Here is a 19,009-nt window from a genome sequence, read left to right on the forward strand (position 1 = left end):
CAACCCGTTTAAATGAAAACCCAGTGATTATGAAATATCAAGCATTAATACTTGCGACCATTCTATTCTATGGATGCACCGAATCTGAAGATCAGGAGATTGATACAGACACAACAGTAAATGGAGATGTCATCGCAGCATCCTTTGGTGACAACATAGATCTAGACAATTTATTCGACTATGAGAGTCTTACGATTCCGGCATACATCAATAAAGACAATACGGGAAGCAATAACATAACCAATGAAGGTGCTACGCTAGGCAGGGTATTATTCTATGATGTGAAGCTTTCTATAGACAACTCTGTGGCCTGTGCTTCGTGTCATCAACAGTCCTTTGCCTTTAGTGATGGCTTGCAAGCATCCGGTGGGGTGAATGGTTCTACAGGAAGACACTCAATGCGCTTAGTTAACTCTCGATTTGCCGATGAGGAAAATTTCTTCTGGGATGAAAGAGCATTGAGCCTTGAAGAACAAACTACCCAACCTATACAAGATCACACAGAAATGGGCTTTAGTGGAGAAGAAGGAAACGAGGATTTTGAAGGATTAATAGAGAAACTAGAAGCAATAGAACATTATCAAGAGCTTTTCAAATTGGTCTATGGTGACTCAGAAATCACTGAAGAGCGAATCCAACTAGCGCTTGCTCAGTTTATCCGTAGCATTCAGTCATTTGACAGTAAGTATGATGTAGGAAGAGCTCAGGTCAACACAAACAATCAATCCTTTCCAAACTTCACTGAAGAAGAAAATATGGGTAAACAATTATTCACGGCCAGACCGGATTTTGACCTCAATGGTGTTCGCATTGGGGGTGGAGCAGGATGTGATGGATGCCATAGAGCACCAGAGTTTGATATTGATCCAGATACCAGAAATAATGGCGTGATACATTCCATCGCTGGGGATATAGATACGGACGTAACCAGGGCTCCATCTCTTCGGGATATTTTCAATGATACCGGAAAATTAAATGGGCCACTCATGCACACTGGAGATATGAGTTTAGAAGAAGTAATTGCTCACTACAATGAAATTGAATTATCCAATGACAACAATAACCTGGACAGACGGCTTATGGCCAATGGCATCCCTCAGCAGTTGAACTTGACTGATGAAGAAATAGCAGCATTAAGCGCATTCATCAAGACCTTATCGGGAACAAATGTTTACACTGCAGAACAATGGTCGGACCCTTTCAAAAAATAACTAACCCATACGGTAGGGGTAAAGAGTTTTTTACCGTTCTACTATCAAACGAGAATACTAAACGAGTAGATGTCTCGTTGATCAGATACAACAGCTTATAGACGATAAGCATAAATGTAAATTGTGTTGCGGTGATTTGGTGTAGTCGGATTTTGGCGGGTTCGACACACCACTTCTTTTAAAATCATTGCAACCTGAAAAATCATATGTTGACGGTGTGAAAGCGCTCTTAGGATGTTCATCCTGGAGCGCTTTTCTTTTTTAACAGGAAATCCAATGCCTGGACTTTCTTCGATCAACCCGAGAGTAATCCAATTTAACTTTCAAAAAGCAGCTTTGGATGTTACAGTATGCATATTGGGTAATTGAAGATTCTGACCATGTGGTGTCGTGCCCTTCCATTTGCCTTGATGCAAACGGAAGCCAAAAATCAAGGGCGGCGTTCATTTCCTAACGCTTTTCCAATTCAAAAATTGGTGAATAAAAGAAACTCGCCAATTCACGCCTGCTCCATGGAAAATCAATAACCAAGGCTCAGACAGTCTTTTAGTCGTAAATCCAATTTTAGCCCGGAAAAGCTAAAATGAACGAATGCCCATCCTTAAATTAGGATAACTACTTCATACGTTATTGGATAGATCCGTAATCATTTTAATAGTGTGGAGAAGCAATTAACGTCTCTTTACAACTTTGACACGATCTCCTGAATATGTAGTCTCCTTCGACATGCTGGTTGCTCCTTTTCTTTTGGAAAAGGAAATGAAGATTCTGACCATATTCAGCCCTTCCATTTGCCTTGATGCAAACGGAAGCTAAAAATCAAGGGCGGCGTTCATTTATTAACACTTTTCCAATCCAAAAATTGGTGAATAAAAGAAACTCGCCAATTCACTCCTGCGCGATTGAAAATTAATAACCAAGGCTCAGACAGTCTTTTATTCGTAAATCCAATTTTAGTCCGGAAAAGCTAAAATGAACGAATGCCCATCCTTAAATTAGGATAACTACCTCATACGTTATTGCTTAGATACGTAATCACTTTAATAGTGTGGAGAAGCAATTAACGTCCCTTTACAACTTTGACACGATCTCCTTAATATATAGTCTCCTTCGACATGCTGGTTGCTCCTTTTCTTTTGGAAAAGGAAATGAAGATTCTGACCATGTAGTATTCAGCCCTTCCATTTGCCTTGATGCAAATGGAAGCCAAAAATCAAGGCTGCGTTCATTTATTAACGCTTTTCCAATCCAAAAATTGGTGAATAAAAGAAACTCGCCAATTCACTCCTGCGCGATGGAAAATCAATAACCTAGGCTCAGACAGTCTTTTATTCGTAAATCCAATTTTAGCCCGGAAAAGCTAAAATGAACGAATGCCCATTTTTAAATAAGCATAACTACCTCACACGTTATTGCTTAGATCCGTGATCATTTTAATAGTGTGGAGAAGCAATTAACGTCTCTTTACAACTTTGAAACTACTCTTTAGATAGGTACTCTCCTTCGACATGCCGGCCGCTTCGTTTCTTTTGGAAAAGATAATGAAAACCGCGGGAGCTTAGAGACACCCTGGCCTACCAGTCACCACACATTTCATTCGTACTTCAAACAATTATTCCAGTGGGTGAAATTATTGGATTTAAGACGAACTAACCCCCATTCCGTTCCGTTACACATATTCAGATAATTCAAGATTTTAATTAAAATTTAAATACACTATGGCATTACGAATCGGAGATGATGCTCCTAACTTTCAGGTAGAAACTACCGAAGGAAAAATAGATTTTCACGAGTGGCTCGGCGATAGCTGGGGCGTATTATACTCTCACCCTGCAGATTACACTCCAGTCTGTACAACCGAACTTGGTAGAACAGCGCATTTAGCACCCGATTTTGCTAAAAGAAATACCAAAGTATTGGCGGTAAGCGTAGATGATTTGGAATCTCATCAGGGATGGATCAAAGACATCAACGAAACGCAAGGTTGTGAAGTAAACTTCCCAATCATTGCTGATCCGGACAAAGTAGTAGCAACTGCCTATGACATGATTCACCCAAATGCATCTGCTACAGCTACCGTTAGATCTGTATTCTTTATAGGACCTGACAAGAAGATCAAAGCGAGCATCACTTATCCTGCAAGTACAGGAAGAAACTTTGCTGAAATCTTAAGAGTAATTGACTCTTTGCAATTGACAGCTAACTTCAGCGTGGCAACTCCTGCTGACTGGGTACAGGGGCAAGATGTGGTCATCACACCTGCAGTAAAGACTGAGGATATCCCTGGCAAGTTCCCGAAAGGGCACACAGTGATCAAACCTTATTTGAGAATGACTCCTCAGCCGGATAAATAAGAAATTAGTCTATTCTCTCTAGTACATAAAGGCCCACAATTGTGGGCTTTTTTTTATCCGGTTCATTCAAAAGTTCGCTGGCTCACTTGAGAAAATATCTCCATCAACTAAAAATCCAGAAAAAATTCAGAGTGCTATCGTAAAATGTATTTGACATTCTATCAATGACTCTAAAAAATAATGATAGAGTGCTCTATTGATCAATAACATTTATGAAAGCATAAGACCCATCAAATTGATCTGTCTCATGATTTCTCAACACTAATAGTTTTAATTATGAAGATTAATTTAAAAACATATCTAGATGAGCGTGAGCGAGTTCTTGCACATCAGTCAGTTGCGGGACCGGTTATCACTATTTCTCGCAATTACGGTTGTGATGAAGAAGCTGTGGTGAAACTACTTATCCAGAAACTCAACAACCTGGGTTCTGGAGGTTTGAAATCTCATCCATGGAAATATATAGACAAAGAAATCCTTGACGAATCTGCAGCCGAACTCGGCATTAGCGCTACGGATGTAGATCACCGTATACAATTGCATCACTCTGACATAGTGAATGATTTGCTCTCTGGTTTCAACCATCATTATCGGATTAGAGATAAAACGATTCTGGATAAAGTAAAAGACATCATATGCACCTACGCCAAAAAAGGCAACGTGGTAATCATCGGTAGAGGCGGTGTTGGTGTGACTAAGAACTTACCGAACAGCTTACACATCAAACTGACCGCTCCAGTACAATTCAGAGCTGAAGTCATTGCTAAAGTGAAAGGAGTTTCTATCTCAGAAGCAGAAGAAGCGATAAAACGAGTGGATACTGATAGAAAAGCCTGGGCAGAACACCTTGTAGATCGTAAACTAAATGAAAGTATTTACGACGTAACGTATAACATGGAGACAACCAGCATCGATGAAATTACGGATATGATTGTCAACATCTTGCAGAAGCGTGCGCTGGTACCGGCAGAAATGGCACTAGCTCATTAAAAAACATGACACTTCATTCAGAGAAGTAAAACGATCTCAAAAGTCTCCATAAAATGTCATTTCGAGGTATCGAGGTGCTCGACCAGAGAAATCTCTCTTCTTCGATTATAAATAAACGATAAAATGAGACAGATTTCTCCAAAGTCGAAATGACACCTTTTGAGATCGCACTTTGACTATTTATTTTGGATAGTTTCTATTACTTTCTTAAGACCATGAAGCTTACAAAACCTTTTCCAGCTGAAGAAAAATCCTTCACATTTAGTGAGATTTTATACTTTCCTGACTTTTCGGGTACAAAAGTTAAATACTCTTGATTGTCAGCAGGCTTTTCACTTTCCAGGTTGCTTGAACCTAATTTTTTGAAAGACTTCACTTCTACTCCAAGTACTGTCACATCAGCATCACCCATTGCTACCAGCTGGTAGGTAAAGCCCTCCTTCAACCGGATATTCACATTTTGCTCTGCATTCTCAGCATTGAATTCTGTTACGATTTGAGAACGAAACTCATACCCTTGCTTTTCCATGCCTTCAAGGTACGATGCATTGCTTTTTTGTAATACATCAATAGAAGACTGAGCAAATAGCTGAGAGGCAGCGAATAGTACTACTCCAAAAACGATGATTGATTTGATATTCATTGTCTAATGCGTCTAAGTTGTTTGGATAGTAAAGGTATATCAGAAAAGGAAGAGATACTCATAGCGCGCATTCAGTAAGCAAAAAAGGTGTGTCAATGTGCGTGAATATGATGTTCGTGACAAAATTTGACTTGGGAACTAGTAAGGCAACTTAACCCTGTATCCTTTTAAAAAGCATGAAAGTGGCACAGAAAGAAGTGGGGGTTTGGAGTAAGCTAAAAGTATCCCTTGAAGTTCACGGCTTCTGAGTGGCATATCTCATCCAATACACCATTCTTGGTAAAGAATCGAGGTTTTTCGCCAAAGTCGAAAAGACGGAATAAGTGATAATCTCTGGAGTTTTGTTGGGAAAACTGCAGTTCGTTTTTAGAAAAGTAAATCGGTGTTTCTTTTCCTAATCGTGTGGTTTTAACTTCTATATATTTGTCTGTTCCATTACTGTTTCTTGACAGAATATCAAACCCAGCACCATCTCCCTCTTCCTTAGAAACCCATATCACTTTATCTGCAAGCGATTCTTTACCTGATTGAACCAATTTCCATTTTTCATACTCTAAAATGAACTGTTCGCCCAATTCACCTAATTTGGAATTTTGTTGCTCACGCTCTAAGTAATTGATTTTAATCGGTTTTCGAGCATAGTGCGGCATTGGTTCATTGATAAAACCTGACTTTGGAGCATCAACAAGAGCTTTGGTGAAAATGGATGGATTCAACTTCATACTTGAAATTTCCTTACTCACGAACGAAGAGATGATCGCTTCAATAGTTGAGCTAGATTGGAGATACTCAATGACTTTATCTTCTAATGCTTTCTGGTAGTTAAATCTTGGGAGGTAACCTTTTATGTAAGGTTGACCTTGATTTACTAATACCGCGCTAATATTTTGATGTTTGAATTCAATTGATCCTTCAGATCGATTAGTCAAAAGTGGCAATAGTTTGCGTCTATATTCAGCCTTTGAATACTTCTGAAAAGTCAGCTCTTTTTCCAGCATCTCGAAATAACTCGAGACACACAATTCCACTTCAATATTTGACCATGCATCTGACATTTTATTTGACTACTTCAATATTAGGAATTATGTCTTAGATTAATCGCTTTTCAGATCATAATACGTTCTCACATTACTGACATCAATTATTCTAAGCCCAACTTATTACTGAGCTAAAAATCCAGAAAATACCAATATCCTTCTCGCTCAACCATGGTCATTTCTTCAAGCTTATTGGATTGTTCGCCATAGGCTATTTCAATATGAGCTAGGTTATTTTCCATTTTAGGTTCACTCATGATTCTACCCTTCCCAAAAGTTCTCCTCCAATTGGCAATTGCTTCCTTAGGATAAATTTCCACGAAACAAATGTTCGCTACATCATTGGAGAACTCTCCATATGGATCCAATAAATACCTCATATTTTTTGTATCGCCATCATTGGCTGCTTTAAAGAAAGCCTCTAAGGTTCCTTTAGGAGTTTTCTGGAAGTCGAAATTCTGATGAAGTTTAACTTGAGCAATTTCTCTTTCTATTTTGCCTGACAACTCCTTCAAACCTGCAATTTGATAACGTTGATTTGATAATTGCTGCTCTTTTAGGGACAATGACCTTCCAAGTTGAAATTCATTAAGTTTCTTCAGTTTCATCTCAGCCAATTGTATTTCTTTTTCATTTAGGGCCAAAATCTCCTTCAGATAGTTTTCCTTTATTCCTTTCCCTACTTCGATCTTTTCTAAATGAATACGTAGCTGCTCCCTCTTGATAGAGTCAACTCTTGCCACTGAATCAGCTACAAACTTTTCTCTTTGTGCGATCTCAGATTTACTAGGTCCACAGGCCCATATAAACATACCTAGCAAACAGCTCAAAATTATTGTTCTCATGTTTTATCTATTTCGTGTAGAAGACTATGCAATCAACTAGCGGATTTTTCAATTCCTAAAAAGCTGGAAATGACCTGATTCACTTCTCTTGTAGAATTTACTGTCTTGTGCAATTCGTACTTTTTCACCCCGGACTTCTCTAACCAATCCGACCAAAACAATTGGAGTACCTCTTCATCTGTCGGGTGTACAGTTGCATTTCCAGCAGGTGATAATGAACGATCGTACATTTCCATCACCAATACTTCTACGTCCTTCAATACAGGATTTTTTACTGGAATAATACCATACTCTTCCTCCTGGAAGAATTGTTGCATATCTCCTATGCCAGACTTTTTGAATGCCTTTCTAAAATCTTTGATGGATTGAGAGCTCAAATAGTAACATTGTCCTTTGGTGAGACATGCATCCTCACCGTAAAGAGAAGCTTCGATGTAACCATCTGTCAGCATAATTAAGATATTTCTAAATTTATGCTCATAAGTACGTCCATTGAAAGATTTGTATTCAGACTTAGTTTTCACTTTGAGATCACTCAAACCTGAATTAAAGAAAGACCACAAATCAGCTCCATGAGTATCTGCTATAGATGCTTGGGTTACTCGTTTGTATTCCTGTAAAAACTCCGTTTTGGCCACACTTAGCTTTTCATCCGAGCGATCTTTGATAAAGTTGATTCGATCGAGTTGCTTATCAAACCTGCTAAAATCAATGGTCATCCTAGACATATCGATATCATACAAACTGATAAGGCCTTTGTTTATCATCGTTACACTAAATACGTCTTGTTGATTATCTGATCTTTTATCATTCAAAATATCAGGATATATTCTACCCAATACATCCTGAACAATCTCCATGTCATTGACAGGTTTCGGATAGAGTTTGCTATTCAATCGATTTGAAAAATCTGGTGCTATGATCACATTGTAATGAACGATCTGAAAAGTATCTGTAACAGGTCTTTCCGAGGTTGCTTGCTTAGAGGCACAGCTTGTAAACAGAGCCATTGCAACTACAGAAATGGCGATATAATATTTCATTTTCATTGTTTTATTCGGCTATCTAAATTCTTTGAAACCAGTTTTTCTTGCTTCCAAGCACTTGCTGCTTCATAAGAAAGCTTGGTGATATTATTGGCTTTGGTGATGGAATACTGCTCATGTAAAAATCGATACCATCCCTCGAGAAAAGTACTTATTCGGTCTTTGACAGCATGAATAGAGATGAGGTAATTGTCGTTTTCGATGTAGCTCACGTACACATCCGTAATACGTGTAATGCCATCTATAATAATGGAGGTTTCTGATTTGAGTCTGGCAATCTCAGCTTCCCTGTATTCTGGAAGCTGATTGATCTCGGACTCACCACTTTGCACTGTTTTTAGGTGTTCTATATTGGCAAGCGATAGCTGATGAATTTCATCCTCTTTTTGTTGATAGGTATCTTTGTACTCTTTGATTTTCTCTCGGTACTGTTCTATCAGCTTCTTACTCCTTAATTCCGCAATTTGAGGGTTTCGATCTTCGAATATTCCTATTAGTTTATCAAATGAAAATTTGAACAGAAATAACCCAAGTGCACCCATAATGAAAACCAAATAGAAATTGGGGTTGCCGAAAATCATTAACCAATGCCATATTTCATCTGCTTTTCCAGTCAAATATTCCACTTCATGAATGGACTTACTAACCACAAAAGCAATAAAGGCATCCACAACTAGAATCAACACCCAAACTGACCATTCTGGCAAACCTTTTTTACTGCCTTTCAACCTTCCTACAATAGCCAAGGTCATTGGCACAAATACAAATAGCAATATGAACAGAATGGCTGTACCTCCCTTATCAAACGCCATTCCCAAAGCATTGGGATTAAATACCTCAGGAGGTAGGGAAGTATCACCTCGCAATTGTTCTTCCTTGGCATCCAACTCACTAAACATCAAAATATAAGCTGCAGAAGAGTAAAACAGGAATAAGTAAATGAACAATCCCAAATTGATGATCACAGCAGGAATCAGCTCAAACCACTTGATACCCGGAGTAATAAAATCACGCTCTTGCTTATTGATTTCTTCTTTGTAGAAATCTATCTGCTCCTGAATCTCTACCAGTTCCTGTGTTTGATACTTATCTATTTTAGAATCATTTTGAGCAATCAACACCTTACTTGTAGCAACCTGTGCTTGCTGCACCTGCTCCTTGGTCTCGTACTTTTTAGAAATGGAGTTAATCTCCAATTCCTGATTTTCTTTTAGGCTTTGAATATTTTTGGATCGCTGCTCATCGATGCGATTGAGCAAGCGATGCTTTTTGTCTTCTAGCGCATCTATATCGGCAATAAAAGAGGAATACACACTATCAAAAGCATTGCCCAAGATCTGATAATCACCATTGGTAGTCTTGGCTAGTTCATAACCTTGAGCTGCAATCTCGGAGCGATTGTAATGACTCACCTCCGCTGCAATCATGGTATCCAGGATCTGCTCATAGTCACGCTTGCGCTGATCTATTACTTCTACAGATGATCGCTTCGTTTCAATGGGTTCTGTCTCTTCTGAAACTTCAGAGCTTTTGAAGTGAGCTTTAATTGCCTTAGCATCTTCCAGTCCCAATTCGCTTATTTCTTTCAACCGCTGCTTGATGTTTTCAAAGTTCTTAACCAACTCATCCACAGTTTGCTGGTGATTAGTGATAATGACACTCTCGTGGTTATTCTTCTTCGCATTGACTGTCCAGTTATAGGAACCGTGAATAGCCTTTTCTCGATCTATAACACAGTACTTTTGATGCATCATTCCATAACCAACATTTTTAACTCTCAGGACGTTGGATTCCGCATCTGGAAAGCTGTCAAACTCGAGCTTACGGTTATCTTCATTATCGGAAACAATGATTTGAACATTGAGACCCGCTTCTGCCTTTTCTTTAAGTATGCGAAGAAGGTCTGAATCTGTAAACCATGCAGCAACAACAAGTATTTCCTGCTGAGCTTCTTTCAGCTCTCTAGAGATGGTTTCGAATATCTCCTGATTATTGGAGATAGTCCTCTGATCTATCTCAGAGGTTTGGCGGTGATTGCCGTTCATGCCTGGCTTTTGCTCCCAGACACTTAGGCCATTTAAAATTGACATTTGAAATAGATTGGTGTACTTCAAATGAACTCATTATAGCTATGAGACTATTCATTACTTTTCTGAACCAGTAGATTTGGTTTCTGAAGTGCCAAAGGCACTCTAAAAAACCTCAGATAAACACTAACCTTACATAGGAAACCTGGAATGGCACGTGAAAAAGTGGGGTTTGTATGAGCTAGATATTCTGACCCAACTTAAAAAACTCATAGCAAAGCTTATCATGTTTCCTCTGAATCTCATCTACTTGTTGAGCCTCATATTGATACAAGGACATATGATCAAGATCCATACACTCCTTCAAAACATCACTTACATACAGGTCACTCAAACTTTCATGATACTGATACTTCCAATGTTTTTTAATCGACTCAGGGATATTCAGGTCATCATCGCTCATATTAACCCCACCCACTCTTATTTCATCCAACTTAACTGGTACATTATAATCACGTAGGAGCTCTCTAAAGGTCATGTACTTCAGTAGTTTTTCATTTTTGTAGTTTGCCTCCCAATAGAAAACGACTGGTTTTGTAAAAGGTGTTGTCGCCCTACACCAACTCATTCCATATTCGCCCAATGCTGTCGACAACAAGTCATCATCCTCCTGAAGCTTTGAAACTATCTTATAACCAAACCTTACTTGATCAATACGTCCTTTCAATGGTGTAAGACGAAAGCCAATATTTACAGCTTAGTTTTCATTTGAATAGGTGTAACGCTCTTTGTATAACTCCACTGGCTCAACAAATAAATACCGGTCAATTGAATTATCGTATTCATATTTACTCCAATACTCCGAAAGTGAATCTACTAAATTCAAGTTTGGACCATAAATCGAATCCCATTCGATTTTGAGCCTTGAATAAACCTTATTGAAGTGAGCAGTATCATCTATAAAGTTCACATAGTCATGAAGCCTCTGGTAAGTAAGGTCAAGCCACTTTACCTTATCAATTTCACTTTTAAGCAAAGAATCCACTACAAGGCTAGTGTATTTGTAGGTGTCGGTAAAAGTAGAGTCTTCTGCAATCGCTTGTTTTAATTGCTCTACTGTTAAAGGAGTGAATATTGTTTTATCAAGAGGATTGCTACAAGAAAAAAGCAAGGTGGTGATTAAGGCTAATATCAAATATTTCATATCTATTCTGTTTAATTCGTAGATCAAACAAAATGGTATTAACAATAGCCTAAGCACTTACTTTTCTGAACCATTAGATTTGGTTTCTGAATCTTTACTCACTAATAAGCTTTTGGTCAAGTAATAAACATTTAACTATCAAATAATCACAAATGCTGCCAGCATTTCCCACTGGAGCTAGTCGTTGTTCGTTTGCATCGGGTTCCTTTTTGGGTAATAGCACTGCATTGCCTGGAAGTACCTGTAGATGAACTCGATCGTGTTGGAGTAGTGGTTTGTGGACTTACGGAAGTCTTCTCTGTCTCTAGCGAACTAGGAGTAGTTACTGGCTTACAAACTTTACAAGCAGTGTACCCTTTTTCTTTGGCACTATCCAGTGTCAGCTCAGATTTAGACAGTCTTAAGTACCTGCAAGTTTCGCGATGGTATTTGGCTCCGGTATCGGTCACAAAGACTTTGGTGTCTTGAGAATAACCCGCGGTACAAGCTACTAAAACAAGAAACAGGAGACCAATGGCCTTACTCTTAAATAGTGTTTTCATTTTAGACAGTGAGTTTTGTGTAAATTAATTTAACCAGATAGATCAAGAATAACGCAACATTATAGACGACTACAGCTCCTACGTAGACTAAACCAAGTGCCAGGAGGATAACTACTCCCTCTTTGCTCTTTCCCCAACTGGATCTGTAACTCAGTCCTGGTATACCGGTACGTATGGAAAAACCTCTAGTACCTACTGAACCAAACTTAGTCCGAGCACTCGCCGAGACTCCTCTCCTACTTAAATTGAGCCCGACTCCTTTCCCCAGATTTACTCGCTTTTGATACCGAAAGCTCATATCATTTACATTTACAACCTGAGCCCACCACCCACTGACAGCATGCCGATGCACAATCCGCTTTTTTCTTATTGGAGCAACCACAGTTGGCAGTGGTTGGACATCCTCCGCCATTAGAACCTGTGCCTCCATCATTACTTCTAAAGTAATCTTCACAAGCCTTACCATCATTGTCGCGATCTAAGTCAGATCTACACTCCGGGTTGGCCTCATAATCCGCTTGAGCGGCTGCTCTAGATTCATAATCTGCACAGTTGGTGTCGAAGCATGGAGGCTCAGTTTCTGTGCAGGAAATAAGCACAATTACTATTATCAATGTTAATATTCTCATCCTGTTCTCATTTTGGTGGTGATCTTCGGTGTGGCTTTACTGGCACCGTTTTAGGACCAGGTTTGGGTTTGCTCGGATTTGGTCTTGGTGTAGGCGACGGTGTAGACCTTCTGTGAGGTTGGACAGGTACAGATTTCTTTTCCATTACTCTGTCTTATAAACTGTGAAATTTGTATTAATCTTGGCTGTTTTACCGGATGATATAACCGAAGTTTGATCATAGGGAAATGAGTTTTTGTATTCTATATTTTCAGGAGGTTTATGCTCAAAAATATAAGCTGCTTCCACTCGTTCCCTATCAATCGATCCGACAGGACCTGTTGAATAGCACAATTCATTCCCAGGCCTAACATGTTTCTCCCAATCATTCTTTTTTTCATGATTGTCAATTCTCTTTCGAACATTTGCTGCCTCCCCAATGTAAATGAGCTTATGAATTGCCAAATTCTGTAAATTCTGGTTATAGGTACATTCATAAACAAAGTAGACACCGGATTGAGGAGTTATTCCTCCTTTGTTTTTCTCCCTCCAATAACCTTCAATTTCAATATTAAAAGACTTAACTGCCATGATATTTTAGTTTTGTGATTCAATTTTAGATTTAGCCTCTGATAAAAGACTTTCAATACTGGATAGTTGTCTTGGAAAAATGGTGTTTCCGGAACCATATTTTTCAAGTACCAAATACCACTGAAGTTTACCCTTGCTGCAGTAATAGCCTAGTTGAAATCCATCATCAGTAACAAACTTATTCTCTAGATATTCTGGATTCTTCTGTAGGTCTGCGGCAGACTCTGCCTTTAGCGCTTCTAAAGCCTTTACCATCTCCAAAACATCTTCATAAGCTATGGAGGCACTTTTATCTCCGTACTTACCTTCATTTGATATCTGAAGAAAAAAGCCTATTTGACCACTACTTTCTATTTTACGAACCTTAGTCTCTGCACTTGTTCCATATAGTAGGGGAAGTCCTGATAAAGAGAAGTCCTGATATTTAATCATTGAACCTGTTTTGGAGGTAAATAGGTCAATTTTAGATTGACTCTCTGTGGCCTTATTGTCCTGAGAGTAGCTTACTGACACTAATGTCGAGCATAGCATAAAAATGATTAAGCGGTGTTTCATATTGGTTTAGTTTAATTATTCAAAAAAGGTGTTTCATATGTATTCACCTTAGGTAATGTTATAATCCTTTCAGCATACTCTTCTTCGTGTATTATGGCTACCACTTCGAGAACCACATTGATCCCATACTGATAATCAGGGTTCCTTAGTCCTAAATTCATCACTCGACCGGACCCTCCAGTTATTTCTGAAATCCCACTCTTGAGATTTTCTCTCGAGCCTACAGTGAAGTATTGGTAAGCTTCTTTTCGAGTGAAAAGAATACTATTATTATGGTCTAATAGATAAATATCACAGTAGTCAGCACCAGGTGGAAGAGTAAGTAACTCTACTCCAAAGTCTAGTGTACCTGTTTGATCAATTATGCGTGTAAGCTGACCTGCAAGGCTAAAGGTTGCATGCAGATTATCCACTTGTTCAGCCTCACGAAATGCAGAAAATGAATAGTACCATTTTACTGTATTTTCAGGAATACTAATTGGAATGACCACTCTGGATTTTCCTCCTTTAAAATCTGCATTCGAACCACTATTGATATAAAAATCCGATGATGGAACTATAACCTGAGGAACATACTCATCCCTAGCCAAGTACGTTTCTACTTCCTCCACCCAAGTGGTATCATGGTGAGTTTGCCAATTGACAACAGTATTGAATGATACAGTAGCTGCAGATGCAGGCACCCTAGATATTTCATATTTCAATGTACGCCCACCTATAGCTCCATTGGTCAGTTTGAAACAGTATACGCTCGTCTTGGGTATGATCAAAGTATGATTCACCTTGCTAAACTTAAAGTCCCTGTAGCGCGAGGTGTTTGGATACTCTATTACTTCAATCTCTCTAAGGTCCTTACCTTTTTCCTCGTGGAATGAGAAAGTTACCTGATCTCCTTCAGCAAAACCGAAGTACTGTTCTTCCTCTGTAAGTCCCGCGATTTTGAACGAACCTTGAGCCACACTCACAGGAGCTAATGACTGTGAACTTATCCCTGTGAAACAGAAGAGCAGTATATAGAAGAGTAAGAACCTCATAGTTTTTGGTAGAAGTTCTTGTTGACATATTGTTTGATATAAGAATTCAATCCTTGCCCCAACTCAGCCAATTGCTGCATTTGTCGAACATGAATCACTCCTGGGCGAATTCTGTTGTAGAGATACTTATCTCCATTATCAAACTCTACGAGTAGCTCGTCTGTATCAATCTGAAATCTAGAAATGCTTGAATCTCCTCCTTGATTTTTATAGGTCTGCATTGGTAAAAATTGTTTCTACCAAGATCCATGAGATCAAACAGTTTTAAGGAATCCGTTTTCTTAACCCCTTAGTTTTCTTTCTGAACTGTAAGGTGATAAAGGGTTAGTTACTTTATTGGGAAAAGGATGTCAGATAAAAGTAGTCTTACTGCACTGTTACGAACTGCCATTTGCCACGCTTCTCCTCAAACACATATTCCTCTTCTGGCCGAAAACCGAAAAGAGAATAAGTAGTATGCTTTCTATAGGAGGTCTGAGGACCATACTCGAAATGAAAGTTGGCTAACCGGATAGCTTGTTCATAGGCCACTGTGACAATCATTCGATCTCCTTCTTCATGCTCGGAAATGACTTCAAAACTCACAGGCTGTGTATTAAAATAGATGAAGGAAACATCCTTTCTATTTCCACTTGATATCGAAAGTTCACTAATTACAGGATGTTTAAATCCATAATCATCAGAAAGCCGCCAAGCATCAAAATCAACACCACTTGCTGGGCTCACATTCTTTTCAAACTCCCAATCTTGATAGCCATTAGTAAAGAAGTAGTAATTTCGATATTGAGAATCAAGATCTTGGAATCGCTCTAAAAAGGACAAAACAGCCTGTTGATCAGTGCCTGTTGCTCCAAATTTGATCAACTCAGCGCGCTCTTGCTCCACTGTCTGCTCAAAGCTCTCAATCCTTTCCTCAATGGTAGCCATAATCAGTTCATCAGAAAAACCAGTTCGGGTATAGTACCAAACGGCAAAACTCAATAAAACAAGACAGATGATAGCCAGAGCAATTGACACTATTTTTTTCAGGCCCGTATCAGGTTTATCAGTTTCTGTTTCTTCGAGCGTCTTAGTTTCTCCTCCACGAATGTGTTTGACTATCTGCTCAGCCGCAAGATCCAACCCTTTGTCAGTCCTCACACCCCATCGTTCAGATAAAGCAGGATCGAATTTGCCTACCTCTTCAGGAGTAATATCATGAAATACAGGAATTATCACTTTCTTATCACTTCGTTCTTTTCCCCAAAGCACCCCCATTTCTTTGAGTGCCCAGGTTGCTTTAAAATAATTTGAAGTAATGAGTAAAATACCAAACTGAGATTTATCAAGTCCCTCTCGTACTTTGTCCTGAATGCTCGAACCAATGATAAGTTCTCTACCAGAGTACCAGACCTTCAGACCTTTCTCTTCTAGCTTATGATGCAGCTCATTAGCTACCTGTATCTTGTCTTCAACTGCAAAGGATAAAAAAGCGTCGTATTCGTAGGTATTCAAAATGGTGGATATAATTTTTATAAATGTATCAATATGGAGTAATCTATGATCATATCATTTTCTTAACCCTAGCAATCATTTTCCCAACCAGAATTATATGATATCGAAGTGTTCTGTCAGTACATGCTCATACGTTTCTCCAATCTTGATTCGCTCCTCACCCACATACAGCATTTTCCCCATCAGCCGATCCACATAGTTTTTATTGATGCAATAACTCTTATGTACACGTATCAGATCTGTGTAAGGAATCTTCTTGAGCACTTGATTGAGTGATTTGGTTAGTAGAATTTTCTCTCCCGATTTGGTGTGTACTTCACAATAAGCACCTCCTGCTTTGAGGAAAAGTATATCTTCATATACCACCTTGATGTGCTCTTTCTCTTGTCTAAAATATCCTGCTTTGTTACCCAAGTATTCGCTATTTCCATTAAATAATGCGGCCTCTACAGCAATCAAAAGTTGATGGGTTTGAAATGGTTTTACCAGATAGCTCGCTGGTCTGGTACTGATGGCGTCCTTCACTGTATCTCTTGCAGTTATATCCGTAAGGTAGATGATAGGTACTCTGTATTTTTTAAGTATTCTCTCAGTTACTTGAATACCATCGAGTTTCCCTTGAAGCTTGATGTCCATTAACAGTAAATCAGGCAAATTTTTCTCTACCACTTCCAAAGCTTCTTCACCTGACTGACATACAGCTATCACATGATAGCCAGCCTCCAGTAAGTCAGCTTTTATTGTTTCAACAATGATCAAATCATCCTCTACAATTAATATTTCAGGTTTCATAGGCCAATGGAATGCTAAATTGAAAGACAGCACCGTTCTGATTAAAATTAACTTTTTCTGCTTTCAATTGCTTGGTCAAAGTCTGAATTAACTTGGTTCCGAAAGATGAGGACGCATTTTCTTCAATTAGTCCAACTCCATTATCCCTAACCTCCAAAAAAACAGATTTACCAGTGAGAGGCCTGAGCGTCACTGATATTAGCGGATTGACACTTTCCGCAAAAGCATATTTTATGGCATTGGTCACTAGTTCATTGACAATCAATCCAATATAGACAACTAGGTCGACATCAATTTTAAGACCTTTAACCTCCACCTTAATCTGCAAATGGTGAACACTAGTAAAAGAGTACTGCAGATATTGACACAATTCAGAAAGATAATCGTTAAGGTTAATCTTTCTCTGATTCTTATTTGCGTAAAGCTTCTGATGCACGATAGCCATGGCATTCAGACGAGCTTCCGTTTGTTTTAATAATGCGATTGAATCGGCATTTTCCACACCGGAAGATTGCATCTTCATTACTCCGGACAAAAGCATCAGATTATTATTGATACGGTGCTGCATCTCTGTATTCAACTCCTCAATGTGTTGCTTTTTACGCTTGTTTTTGAAAAGAAGAAATAGAATCAATACAACCAACCCTAAGAAAAACAAAGCCAATATAGACGCAGAATAGGTCATTTTCTTTTGAAGTAAAATTTCTTCTTTCCGTAGTGTTTCAACTTGATGTAGATAATCGATTTCTTGGTCCTTCTTTTCTGTTTCGTAAAGCATTTGCAAATCAATCAAAGCCCTAGCTTTTTCTCGGTTGAGTAGACTATCTCTAACTTGCCCGTAGGAATCAAGCACCTCAGAAAGCTTGTCATATGACTTCATTTGTCTGTACAAATCTGCTTCCAACTTCAAAGAGTGAGATCGTAACTCTAACAATCCATAATTTCTTGCTATCGACTTACTTTCTTCAATCATCGGAAGTACTCTATCATAGTCTTCTTTTTGAAAGTAAAGTTTACCTAATAGATTGGCAGTAAAACCAAGTGATTCATCTAAATCATTAGTTTTCTTTATTCGATATGCTTTGTCAATATATTCTTCTGCTTTGTCTAAGTCTCCTTTTTCTAAAAATGCCCACCCCAAATTATGATAAACCTTGGAAGCATCTTTAATTTGATCAAGCGACAGCTTTATCGATAGAGATTCTTGTAAGTTTTTAATCGCACTATCCAGTTCTCCCAGCTCTATATAAGCTTTTCCAATATTATTTAAGCTCTTTGATATTTCTTTCTGAGCTTCTAGATCTTGCCTAATCGACAAGCCCCTTTTATGGTATTCAATAGACCTGTTAAACTCATTGGTATGATAATAGATCAAACCAATATTATCAAGGGCTATTGACTTTTCAAGAGTAGTATCAGGTAGATACTTCAATGCTTTAATTGCATTATCCAGAGCTGATTCATAATTCCCTATTTGCTTCTGAATAATTGATGAATTTATCAATAATTGAGCTAGTATTCGATGATCTGTGGCTTGATGAATAGCTTGCTGATAGTAATATAAAGCCGAATCATATGCTTTATTTATCTGATGATCATAAGCAAGTCTGTAAAATTCCAAAGCTTTCGTTTCATCTCCTTGCGCTGAACAATAAAAGGTTTTAGAAAAGAAGAAAACAATAATTATGAATACACTTCGAACCACACCTTTAAGGTAGTTAAATATAAGAAAGTCGCAAATAGCGACTTTCTTATTATAACTATCCCCTTAACCTCCAACAGACGGTGGTGGCGGCGGTGGTGGTGGAATTGGATCTGAATCATCATCTTCACCATTATAATTTGGTATTGATGTTTGATCAATTTCCATTATTTCATCTGCTTCATCGTAGCAGCTCGATAAGAACGTCGTTCCAAAAAGGATAAGTAATAAGTACCCCAACTTTTTCATGTCAATTACATTTTGACTATTTAGAAAGCGTGCACGCTATGCGTGACCAGAAAAGGGGATGAACAGAAATGAATTGACCCTCAGA

The 19,009-nt window shown here is 38.5% G+C and carries 21 protein-coding genes; 3 read left to right on the forward strand and 18 right to left on the reverse strand.

Features of this window, described 5'->3' with window-relative positions; all coding sequences use genetic code 11:
- Positions 1 to 29 precede the first annotated feature (29 nt).
- The 3 genes from NXS00_RS08095 (at position 30) to NXS00_RS08105 (ending at position 4,555) form a co-directional block, all read left to right on the forward strand.
- The gene (locus NXS00_RS08095) at positions 30 to 1,211 is read left to right on the forward strand and encodes a cytochrome-c peroxidase (protein WP_258098652.1); all 1,182 of its coding nucleotides are present in this window, start codon (positions 30 to 32) and stop codon (positions 1,209 to 1,211) included.
- Between the two features lie 1,718 nt (positions 1,212 to 2,929).
- Positions 2,930 to 3,565, forward strand: coding sequence for a peroxiredoxin (locus NXS00_RS08100; protein ID WP_258098653.1), 636 nt, complete (start codon positions 2,930 to 2,932; stop codon positions 3,563 to 3,565).
- Between the two features lie 276 nt (positions 3,566 to 3,841).
- Positions 3,842 to 4,555, forward strand: coding sequence for a cytidylate kinase-like family protein (locus tag NXS00_RS08105; RefSeq protein ID WP_258098654.1), 714 nt, complete (start codon positions 3,842 to 3,844; stop codon positions 4,553 to 4,555).
- A gap of 199 nt (positions 4,556 to 4,754) precedes the next feature.
- Here the strand turns inward: NXS00_RS08105 and NXS00_RS08110 are convergent, their stop codons facing one another.
- The 18 genes from NXS00_RS08110 to NXS00_RS08195 form a co-directional block, all read right to left on the reverse strand.
- Positions 4,755 to 5,198 (reverse strand): hypothetical protein, encoded by a 444-nt coding sequence (locus NXS00_RS08110; protein ID WP_258098655.1) that lies wholly within the window; start codon positions 5,196 to 5,198, stop codon positions 4,755 to 4,757.
- Between the two features lie 215 nt (positions 5,199 to 5,413).
- The gene (locus NXS00_RS08115) at positions 5,414 to 6,253 is read right to left on the reverse strand and encodes a protein NO VEIN domain-containing protein (RefSeq protein ID WP_258098656.1); all 840 of its coding nucleotides are present in this window, start codon (positions 6,251 to 6,253) and stop codon (positions 5,414 to 5,416) included.
- 113 nt (positions 6,254 to 6,366) lie between these two features.
- Positions 6,367 to 7,080, reverse strand: a complete 714-nt coding sequence (locus NXS00_RS08120; RefSeq protein ID WP_258098657.1) for a hypothetical protein — start codon at positions 7,078 to 7,080, stop codon at positions 6,367 to 6,369.
- A gap of 32 nt (positions 7,081 to 7,112) precedes the next feature.
- Entirely contained in the window at positions 7,113 to 8,123 is a 1,011-nt protein-coding gene (locus tag NXS00_RS08125; protein ID WP_258098658.1) for a hypothetical protein, read from the reverse strand.
- Between the two features lie 2 nt (positions 8,124 to 8,125).
- Positions 8,126 to 10,216: a phospholipase D-like domain-containing protein gene (locus NXS00_RS08130; protein ID WP_258098659.1), complete on the reverse strand. Its 2,091-nt coding sequence runs from the start codon at positions 10,214 to 10,216 to the stop codon at positions 8,126 to 8,128.
- A 178-nt stretch (positions 10,217 to 10,394) separates the two neighbouring features.
- Positions 10,395 to 10,880: a hypothetical protein gene (locus NXS00_RS08135; RefSeq protein ID WP_258098660.1), complete on the reverse strand. Its 486-nt coding sequence runs from the start codon at positions 10,878 to 10,880 to the stop codon at positions 10,395 to 10,397.
- A 30-nt stretch (positions 10,881 to 10,910) separates the two neighbouring features.
- Positions 10,911 to 11,357: a hypothetical protein gene (locus NXS00_RS08140; protein ID WP_258098661.1), complete on the reverse strand. Its 447-nt coding sequence runs from the start codon at positions 11,355 to 11,357 to the stop codon at positions 10,911 to 10,913.
- Between the two features lie 146 nt (positions 11,358 to 11,503).
- Complete coding sequence (locus NXS00_RS08145; protein WP_258098662.1) at positions 11,504 to 11,899, reverse strand: hypothetical protein; 396 nt, start codon at positions 11,897 to 11,899, stop codon at positions 11,504 to 11,506.
- Position 11,900: 1 nt separating this feature from the next.
- Positions 11,901 to 12,197, reverse strand: coding sequence for a DUF4236 domain-containing protein (locus tag NXS00_RS08150; protein WP_258098663.1), 297 nt, complete (start codon positions 12,195 to 12,197; stop codon positions 11,901 to 11,903).
- 1 nt (position 12,198) lies between these two features.
- On the reverse strand, positions 12,199 to 12,528 hold the full coding sequence (locus NXS00_RS08155) for an excalibur calcium-binding domain-containing protein (RefSeq protein ID WP_258098664.1): 330 nt from the start codon (positions 12,526 to 12,528) through the stop codon (positions 12,199 to 12,201).
- A 144-nt stretch (positions 12,529 to 12,672) separates the two neighbouring features.
- Positions 12,673 to 13,098 (reverse strand): GIY-YIG nuclease family protein, encoded by a 426-nt coding sequence (locus NXS00_RS08160; RefSeq protein WP_258098665.1) that lies wholly within the window; start codon positions 13,096 to 13,098, stop codon positions 12,673 to 12,675.
- A gap of 6 nt (positions 13,099 to 13,104) precedes the next feature.
- Positions 13,105 to 13,653, reverse strand: coding sequence for a hypothetical protein (locus NXS00_RS08165; protein ID WP_258098666.1), 549 nt, complete (start codon positions 13,651 to 13,653; stop codon positions 13,105 to 13,107).
- An 11-nt stretch (positions 13,654 to 13,664) separates the two neighbouring features.
- Complete coding sequence (locus NXS00_RS08170) at positions 13,665 to 14,687, reverse strand: hypothetical protein (RefSeq protein ID WP_258098667.1); 1,023 nt, start codon at positions 14,685 to 14,687, stop codon at positions 13,665 to 13,667.
- A complete protein-coding gene (locus NXS00_RS08175) occupies positions 14,684 to 14,908 on the reverse strand; it encodes a hypothetical protein (RefSeq protein ID WP_258098668.1) in 225 nt (74 codons plus the stop codon). Before NXS00_RS08175 ends, NXS00_RS08170 begins: the two co-directional genes overlap by 4 nt.
- A 145-nt stretch (positions 14,909 to 15,053) precedes the next feature.
- A complete protein-coding gene (locus NXS00_RS08180; RefSeq protein ID WP_258098669.1) occupies positions 15,054 to 16,181 on the reverse strand; it encodes a toll/interleukin-1 receptor domain-containing protein in 1,128 nt (375 codons plus the stop codon).
- 93 nt (positions 16,182 to 16,274) lie between these two features.
- A complete protein-coding gene (locus NXS00_RS08185; RefSeq protein WP_258098671.1) occupies positions 16,275 to 16,973 on the reverse strand; it encodes a response regulator in 699 nt (232 codons plus the stop codon).
- On the reverse strand, positions 16,963 to 18,678 hold the full coding sequence (locus tag NXS00_RS08190; RefSeq protein ID WP_258098672.1) for a tetratricopeptide repeat-containing sensor histidine kinase: 1,716 nt from the start codon (positions 18,676 to 18,678) through the stop codon (positions 16,963 to 16,965). The genes NXS00_RS08185 and NXS00_RS08190 overlap by 11 nt, the downstream gene beginning before the upstream one ends.
- Positions 18,679 to 18,741: 63 nt before the next feature.
- Complete coding sequence (locus tag NXS00_RS08195) at positions 18,742 to 18,924, reverse strand: hypothetical protein (protein WP_258098673.1); 183 nt, start codon at positions 18,922 to 18,924, stop codon at positions 18,742 to 18,744.
- Positions 18,925 to 19,009 lie beyond the last annotated feature (85 nt).

Origin of the sequence: Marinoscillum pacificum, from assembly GCF_024714495.1 — a bacterium.
GTDB classification, from domain to species: domain Bacteria; phylum Bacteroidota; class Bacteroidia; order Cytophagales; family Cyclobacteriaceae; genus Marinoscillum; species Marinoscillum pacificum.

Excerpts from the sequence above, each read along its gene's own strand:
- NXS00_RS08165 (WP_258098666.1), bottom strand. The coding sequence starts at position 13,653 with ATGAAACACCGCTTAATCATTTTTATGCTATGCTCGACATTAGTGTCA.
- NXS00_RS08130 (WP_258098659.1), bottom strand. The coding sequence starts at position 10,216 with ATGTCAATTTTAAATGGCCTAAGTGTCTGGGAGCAAAAGCCAGGCATG.
- NXS00_RS08110 (WP_258098655.1), bottom strand. The coding sequence starts at position 5,198 with ATGAATATCAAATCAATCATCGTTTTTGGAGTAGTACTATTCGCTGCC.
- NXS00_RS08170 (WP_258098667.1), bottom strand. The coding sequence starts at position 14,687 with ATGAGGTTCTTACTCTTCTATATACTGCTCTTCTGTTTCACAGGGATA.
- NXS00_RS08125 (WP_258098658.1), bottom strand. The coding sequence starts at position 8,123 with ATGAAATATTATATCGCCATTTCTGTAGTTGCAATGGCTCTGTTTACA.
- NXS00_RS08160 (WP_258098665.1), bottom strand. The coding sequence starts at position 13,098 with ATGGCAGTTAAGTCTTTTAATATTGAAATTGAAGGTTATTGGAGGGAG.
- NXS00_RS08145 (WP_258098662.1), bottom strand. The coding sequence starts at position 11,899 with ATGAAAACACTATTTAAGAGTAAGGCCATTGGTCTCCTGTTTCTTGTT.
- NXS00_RS08140 (WP_258098661.1), bottom strand. The coding sequence starts at position 11,357 with ATGAAATATTTGATATTAGCCTTAATCACCACCTTGCTTTTTTCTTGT.
- NXS00_RS08195 (WP_258098673.1), bottom strand. The coding sequence starts at position 18,924 with ATGAAAAAGTTGGGGTACTTATTACTTATCCTTTTTGGAACGACGTTC.
- NXS00_RS08105 (WP_258098654.1), top strand. The coding sequence starts at position 3,842 with ATGAAGATTAATTTAAAAACATATCTAGATGAGCGTGAGCGAGTTCTT.
- NXS00_RS08150 (WP_258098663.1), bottom strand. The coding sequence starts at position 12,197 with ATGAGCTTTCGGTATCAAAAGCGAGTAAATCTGGGGAAAGGAGTCGGG.
- NXS00_RS08115 (WP_258098656.1), bottom strand. The coding sequence starts at position 6,253 with ATGTCAGATGCATGGTCAAATATTGAAGTGGAATTGTGTGTCTCGAGT.
- NXS00_RS08120 (WP_258098657.1), bottom strand. The coding sequence starts at position 7,080 with ATGAGAACAATAATTTTGAGCTGTTTGCTAGGTATGTTTATATGGGCC.
- NXS00_RS08095 (WP_258098652.1), top strand. The coding sequence starts at position 30 with ATGAAATATCAAGCATTAATACTTGCGACCATTCTATTCTATGGATGC.
- NXS00_RS08155 (WP_258098664.1), bottom strand. The coding sequence starts at position 12,528 with ATGAGAATATTAACATTGATAATAGTAATTGTGCTTATTTCCTGCACA.
- NXS00_RS08175 (WP_258098668.1), bottom strand. The coding sequence starts at position 14,908 with ATGCAGACCTATAAAAATCAAGGAGGAGATTCAAGCATTTCTAGATTT.
- NXS00_RS08185 (WP_258098671.1), bottom strand. The coding sequence starts at position 16,973 with ATGAAACCTGAAATATTAATTGTAGAGGATGATTTGATCATTGTTGAA.
- NXS00_RS08100 (WP_258098653.1), top strand. The coding sequence starts at position 2,930 with ATGGCATTACGAATCGGAGATGATGCTCCTAACTTTCAGGTAGAAACT.